The sequence below is a fragment of the Bradyrhizobium jicamae genome (assembly GCF_001440395.1).
GTDB classification, from domain to species: domain Bacteria; phylum Pseudomonadota; class Alphaproteobacteria; order Rhizobiales; family Xanthobacteraceae; genus Bradyrhizobium; species Bradyrhizobium jicamae.
This window is the reverse complement of record NZ_LLXZ01000150.1, coordinates 24,723-29,882: the sequence shown is the minus strand read 5'-3', so window position 1 is coordinate 29,882 and position 5,160 is coordinate 24,723. Positions and strand designations below refer to the sequence as shown.

The 5,160-nt window shown below is 62.8% G+C and carries 6 protein-coding genes; 3 read left to right on the top strand and 3 right to left on the bottom strand.

Annotation, left to right across the window (positions count from 1 at the left end; genetic code table 11):
• Positions 1-144: 144 nt before the first annotated feature.
• Positions 145-1,023 carry an HpcH/HpaI aldolase/citrate lyase family protein gene (locus CQ12_RS24085; RefSeq protein ID WP_057837790.1) on the bottom strand — a complete coding sequence of 293 codons (879 nt, stop codon included), beginning with the start codon at positions 1,021-1,023 and terminating at the stop codon, positions 145-147.
• A 122-nt stretch (positions 1,024-1,145) separates the two neighbouring features.
• On the opposite strand from CQ12_RS24085, the gene CQ12_RS24080 reads away from it, so the two are divergent.
• Complete coding sequence (locus CQ12_RS24080; protein WP_057837789.1) at positions 1,146-1,793, top strand: carbonic anhydrase; 648 nt, start codon at positions 1,146-1,148, stop codon at positions 1,791-1,793.
• A 7-nt stretch (positions 1,794-1,800) separates the two neighbouring features.
• Here the strand turns inward: CQ12_RS24080 and CQ12_RS24075 are convergent, their stop codons facing one another.
• Both CQ12_RS24075 and CQ12_RS24070 read right to left on the bottom strand, forming a co-directional pair.
• Entirely contained in the window at positions 1,801-2,355 is a 555-nt protein-coding gene (locus CQ12_RS24075; RefSeq protein WP_057837788.1) for a TIGR00645 family protein, read from the bottom strand.
• Positions 2,356-2,486: 131 nt separating this feature from the next.
• The gene (locus CQ12_RS24070) at positions 2,487-3,521 is read right to left on the bottom strand and encodes an aspartate-semialdehyde dehydrogenase (RefSeq protein ID WP_057837787.1); all 1,035 of its coding nucleotides are present in this window, start codon (positions 3,519-3,521) and stop codon (positions 2,487-2,489) included.
• 179 nt (positions 3,522-3,700) lie between these two features.
• Here CQ12_RS24070 and CQ12_RS24065 point away from each other — a divergent pair, with 179 nt between their 5' ends.
• Together CQ12_RS24065 and CQ12_RS24060 are read left to right on the top strand one after the other, a co-directional pair.
• Positions 3,701-4,504 (top strand): hypothetical protein, encoded by an 804-nt coding sequence (locus tag CQ12_RS24065; RefSeq protein ID WP_057837786.1) that lies wholly within the window; start codon positions 3,701-3,703, stop codon positions 4,502-4,504.
• 221 nt (positions 4,505-4,725) lie between these two features.
• Positions 4,726-5,121, top strand: a complete 396-nt coding sequence (locus CQ12_RS24060) for a hypothetical protein (protein WP_057837785.1) — start codon at positions 4,726-4,728, stop codon at positions 5,119-5,121.
• Positions 5,122-5,160 lie beyond the last annotated feature (39 nt).

Here is a 5,160-nt window from a genome sequence, read left to right as displayed (position 1 = left end):
GTGGGAGAGGGTGGCGCCGAACGAAGTTCGGCGACGGGTGAGGGGTTCTGTCCACGAGTCGTGCGCGCCGAGAGAACCCCTCATCCGGCGCTTCGCGCCGCCTTCTCCCACAAGGGGAGAAGGAAGAAGATATCTACCGAAACCTCAATGCCCCATGGCGGCGATTGCGTCGGCAATCGCGATCGTGCGTCGCGCCATGTCGGCGTGCAGCCGCTCCACCATCCGGCCGTCGAGTTGGATCGCGCCGCGCGAGGCGTTTTCCGGCTGTTCGAACGCTGCAATGATCTTGCGCGCCTGCTCGACCTCCTCGGCCGGCGGCGTGAAGATGGCGTTACAGGCCTCGATGTGGCTCGGATGGATCAGCGTCTTGCCATCGAAGCCGAGATCGCGGCCCTGCGCACATTCGGTCGCGAAGCCGTCGATATTGCTGATGTCGCTGTAAGGGCCGTCGAGAATTTCGAGCCCGTGCGCGCGCGTCGCCAGGATACAGTGCGTGATCATCGGGATCATCGCCGCGCGGCCCGGCTGCATGCGGATCCGCGTCTCCCGCGAGATATCATTGGGTCCGAACACGAAGCCGGCGAGCCTTGTTTCGGAATCCTTCGATGCCGCCGCGAGCTTGTCCGCATCGAGCACCGCGCGCGCGGTTTCGATCATCGCCCAGACCCGGATCGACATGTCGGCGTTGATATCGCTGAGGCGGTTCGCAATGGCGTTGAGGTCGGCAACGGTAGAAACCTTGGGAACCAGAATGCCGTCGGGCCGGGCCTTGCCGGCCATGGTGACGTCCTCGACCCACCAGGGCGTATCGAGGCTGTTGACGCGGATCAGCACCTCGCGCTTGCCGAAGCCTCCGGCCGCGATCGCCTTGGCGATCTGGTCGCGGGCGACAGCCTTGGCGTCCGGCGCCACCGAATCCTCAAGGTCCAGAATGATGCCGTCGGCGGGCAGGCTGCGCGCCTTTTCCAGCGCCCGCGCGTTCGATCCCGGCATGAACAACAGGCTGCGGCGCGGACGGGTCATGGATGGGTTTCCTCTGAGGCGTTTTGAGCCCCACGCCCTAACATTTCAAACCCCGGTCCGAAAGCCTTGTTCCGGTCATCGGTCTATGGTTAGGCAGGGCCCAGACCAGAGGCACAGGCAACATGACAACGTCATTCCCGCAACATTTGCTCGACGGCTACCGGGCCTTTACCTCGCAGCGGCTGCCCACCGAACAGACGCGTTACCGGGAACTTTCCGAGCGCGGCCAGTCGCCCGCCGTGATGGTGATCGGCTGCTGCGATTCCCGCGTCTCGCCGGAAGTGATTTTCGATGCCGGCCCTGGCGAGCTGTTCGTGGTGCGCAACGTCGCCAATCTGGTGCCGGTCTATCAGCCGGACGGCGGCGCCCATGGCGTCTCGGCGGCGCTGGAATATGCCGTCAACGTGCTCCGTATCAAACACATCGTCGTGCTCGGGCACGCCCAATGCGGCGGCATCAAAGCCTTCATTGACAAGATCGATCCGCTGTCGCCGGGCGATTTCATCGGCCGCTGGATGGCGATGTTCATCAAGCCGGGCGAGATCGTCGAGCAGCGCGAGCGCGAGTCAATGCAGGATTTCGTCGTCCGTATCGAGAAGGCCGCGATCTTCCGCTCAATCGAAAACCTGATGACGTTCCCGTTCGTCCGCACCCGGGTCGAACGAGGCGAGATGCAATTGCACGGCGCCTATTTCGGCGTCGCCGAGGGCTCGCTGTTCGTGCTCGACAAGGAGACGAAGGAGTTTCAGAGCGTCAGGGAAGCAACGTAACCCGCTGCTATTCGCCGCCGTGGTCGCCGCCGCCCCAGCGGTCGGAGATCGCCAGCATGAAGGCCGAGATCACGAACACCAGGTGCACGCCGACCAGCCAGGCGAGCTTGGTCGGATCGAACGCGGTATCGATGTTCATGAAGGCCTTCAGCACCTGGATCGCCGAGATCGCGACGATCGAGGCCATCAGCTTCTGCTTGAGGCCGCCGAAATGGATCTTGGTCATCCATTCCGGCCAGTCCGGATGGCCGGCGGGATCGATTTTCGAGACGAAGTTCTCGTAGCCGGAAAACACCACGATCAGGATCAGATTGCCGGTCAGCGACAGGTCGATCAGCGACAATGCGCCGAGGATGATGTCGGATTCTTTCGAGCCCGGCGCGTGGACGATGAACTCCACCAACACCGCGCAGAACTTGAACAACAGCACCGCGAGGCTGACGACGAGGCCGAAATAAAACGGCGCCATCAGCCAGCGGCTGTTGAACAGCACGCTCTCGAAGCCGCGCTCGACGCGCTTGAGCTGGGGGTTGGGCTGGTAGGAAGCCGGTTGTTCGCTCATGACAATCCGGCTCCCCCGAGCTGCGGTATTGTAGGGTGGGCAAAGCGAAGCGTGCCCACCATCTCTCTATGCAATGAACAGGATTGGTGGGCACGGCGCAAATGCGCCTTTGCCCACCCTACGAACTACGCCTACGCCGCCTTCTTCTTCGCGCTGATCAGCTTGCGGTTGATCAGGCATTCGGCGATCTGAACAGCGTTGAGCGCCGCCCCCTTGCGCAGATTGTCGGAGACGCACCACAGCGCCAGCCCATTCTCCACCGTCGCGTCTTCGCGGATGCGGCTGATATAGGTGGCGTCCTCGCCAGCCGACTCATAGGGCGTGACGTAGCCGCCGGGCTCCTGCTTGTCGATCACGAGACAGCCCGGCGCATTGCGCAGGATGTTGCGCGCTTCGTCGGCGGTGATCGGGTTCTCGAACTCGATGTTGACGGCCTCGGAATGGCCGACGAAGACAGGCACGCGCACGCAGGTGGCGGAGAGCTTGATCTTGGGATCAAGAATCTTCTTGGTCTCCGCCATCATCTTCCACTCTTCCTTGGTGTAGCCGTCCTCCATGAAGACGTCGATATGGGGGATGACGTTGAAGGCGATGCGCTTGGGGAATTTCTTGTTGACCAGCTCGTCATTGGTGTAGACGGCCTTGGTCTGCGAGAACAGTTCGTCCATCGCATCCTTGCCGGCGCCGGACACCGACTGATAGGTGGCGACGACAACGCGCTTGATGGTGGCCTTGTCGTGCAGCGGCTTCAGCGCGACCACGAGCTGCGCGGTCGAGCAGTTCGGATTGGCGATGATGTTCTTCTTGCCAAAATCCTTTGCCGCGTCCGCGTTCACTTCCGGCACGATCAGCGGCACGTCCGGGTCCATGCGCCAGGCCGAGGAATTGTCGATCACGACGGCGCCGGCGGCGCCGATCTTGGGCGACCATTCCTTCGACACCGAGCCGCCGGCCGACATCAGGCAGATGTCGACGTCGGAGAAATCGTAGTGCTCGAGCGCTTTGACCTTGAGGGTGCGGTCGCCATAGGACACCTCGACACCGACGCTGCGGCGCGAGGCCAGCACGACGACCTCGTCGGCGGGGAATTTGCGCTCGTCGAGAATGTTGAGCATTTCGCGCCCGACATTGCCGGTCGCACCGACGACAGCGACTTTGTAACCCATCGTTCACTCTCCGAGGAAAAATGCCGCCCCGCCGCCTCGAGCGGAAAGGGGGAAGGCAGCGCTTCTATGCGAGAAACGTCCTTATAGCGATTTCGAGCGAAGTGGATACCGGTTCGCGTGAAGAAAACGCGTCAAAACAAGAATCTAGACAACGTGTGACGGTTGCGTTTGGGCGCTTGATGCATGCGTTTCCGGCCAGAACGGCCAATTTCCAATATAGGGCGAGAATTCACCCGGCGCTGGCGAACTTCGCGGACGAGGTCTGCGGCACGCTGGCACGGCTCTGCGCCTATCTGATGACGCTGGCGCTGATGGCCATTGGCGGTATCGCGCTATGGCAGCACCTCCCGGAAGTCACGGCGATGGAGACTTCGCCAAAGACCTGGAGCCAGGCTGCGCGTACGGCGCCGGCATTCGCCGTCAGCCAGTTTATTTTCCCAGGCAAGACAGAGACTTACGAGATTTTCAGGCACCCGGAAGGCGGCCGCAAGGACGTGTTCCATTGGAGCGGGGCCGGAGGTGTGCCGGTCGCTGAACTCGAAATCTATCGTCCGGGCGAAGAAACCGACCAAGTCGGATCGGCTGCCGGCTACCTTGCCGCACGGATGGATCCTGCAGGCGCGCGCGAGCTGGAGGCTGCCGGGATCATCGACAGCAAGTTCGGCGCCGTGACCCTGTTTCGCCGGATCGGCGGCACCGAAGCCGCGCGCTCCTGCCTGCGATTCTTCAAGCATGTCGACGAGCCGAAATTCCGCCTCTCGGGCTGGTCCTGCCTGGGCGACGACCTGCCCGCCCGCCGCACCGCGATCGGCTGCATGCTCAACCGGCTGGTCCTGCTGACGGCCGGCAGCGATGCCAAACTGGCGGAATTGTTCGCCCGCGCCGAAGTCAGGCGCAGCGATTGCGGGACATCGGGGGCACCCGCCTTGTCCGCGGACTGGGTGATGGGCGCGGATAATCCGCGGCTGCGCGGCGCTCTCTAGCCCGGCGCCGGCGGGACTCGGCTCCCGCGCCCCCTACAATTGTGGCAACAAGCGGCCAAGACACTGGTTTTCATGAAACTTTTTCGCCTCGTGCGGTATTATTCCGTCGCGGTGTGGCGCAATTGACCTAGCGACGATGCTTGCGCCGTGGCTACAATGCGCGCAACCAGATTTGGCGATCTGCCAGGCCCCCTTCGGGGGTAGCTAATGACGAGGATGCAATGACCCCGAAATTTCCAGCTGCGACGAAGTTCGCGGTATTTTGTGCTGCCGCCGCGGTCGTGGTCGGCCTCGTCGCGAGCCCGGCAAACGCTCAGACCAAGCGTCAGCAGCAGCCGCAGTATGATCGCGACGGCCGGATCACTTACGGATCGCAGGGGCCGAACCGGGTTTATCAGCAGGGGCCGCGCACCCGCGTTTTCGTTACCACGCGCTCCTGGCTCGACGCCGGCACCGAGGTTTTGCCAGGCGACCGCAAGTTCTTGGACTACGCGTTTCCATCGCCGTACGGGTACCCATCGTTCGCGCGCGAAAACCTCAACCGCCCGATCGACCGCCAACCGCTCAACCCGCCGTCGGATTTGGGCGGCGAGCCGACCAGGTTCCCGCTGTATTGATGGTGGCGTAAATCAATCGAAGTCGTCATGGCCGGGCTT

Coding starts and splice junctions, on each gene's coding strand:
- CQ12_RS24070 (WP_057837787.1), bottom strand. CDS start 3,521: ATGGGTTACAAAGTCGCTGTCGTCGGTGCGACCGGCAATGTCGGGCGC.
- CQ12_RS24065 (WP_057837786.1), top strand. CDS start 3,701: ATGCATGCGTTTCCGGCCAGAACGGCCAATTTCCAATATAGGGCGAGA.
- CQ12_RS24075 (WP_057837788.1), bottom strand. CDS start 2,355: ATGAGCGAACAACCGGCTTCCTACCAGCCCAACCCCCAGCTCAAGCGC.
- CQ12_RS24080 (WP_057837789.1), top strand. CDS start 1,146: ATGACAACGTCATTCCCGCAACATTTGCTCGACGGCTACCGGGCCTTT.
- CQ12_RS24085 (WP_057837790.1), bottom strand. CDS start 1,023: ATGACCCGTCCGCGCCGCAGCCTGTTGTTCATGCCGGGATCGAACGCG.
- CQ12_RS24060 (WP_057837785.1), top strand. CDS start 4,726: ATGACCCCGAAATTTCCAGCTGCGACGAAGTTCGCGGTATTTTGTGCT.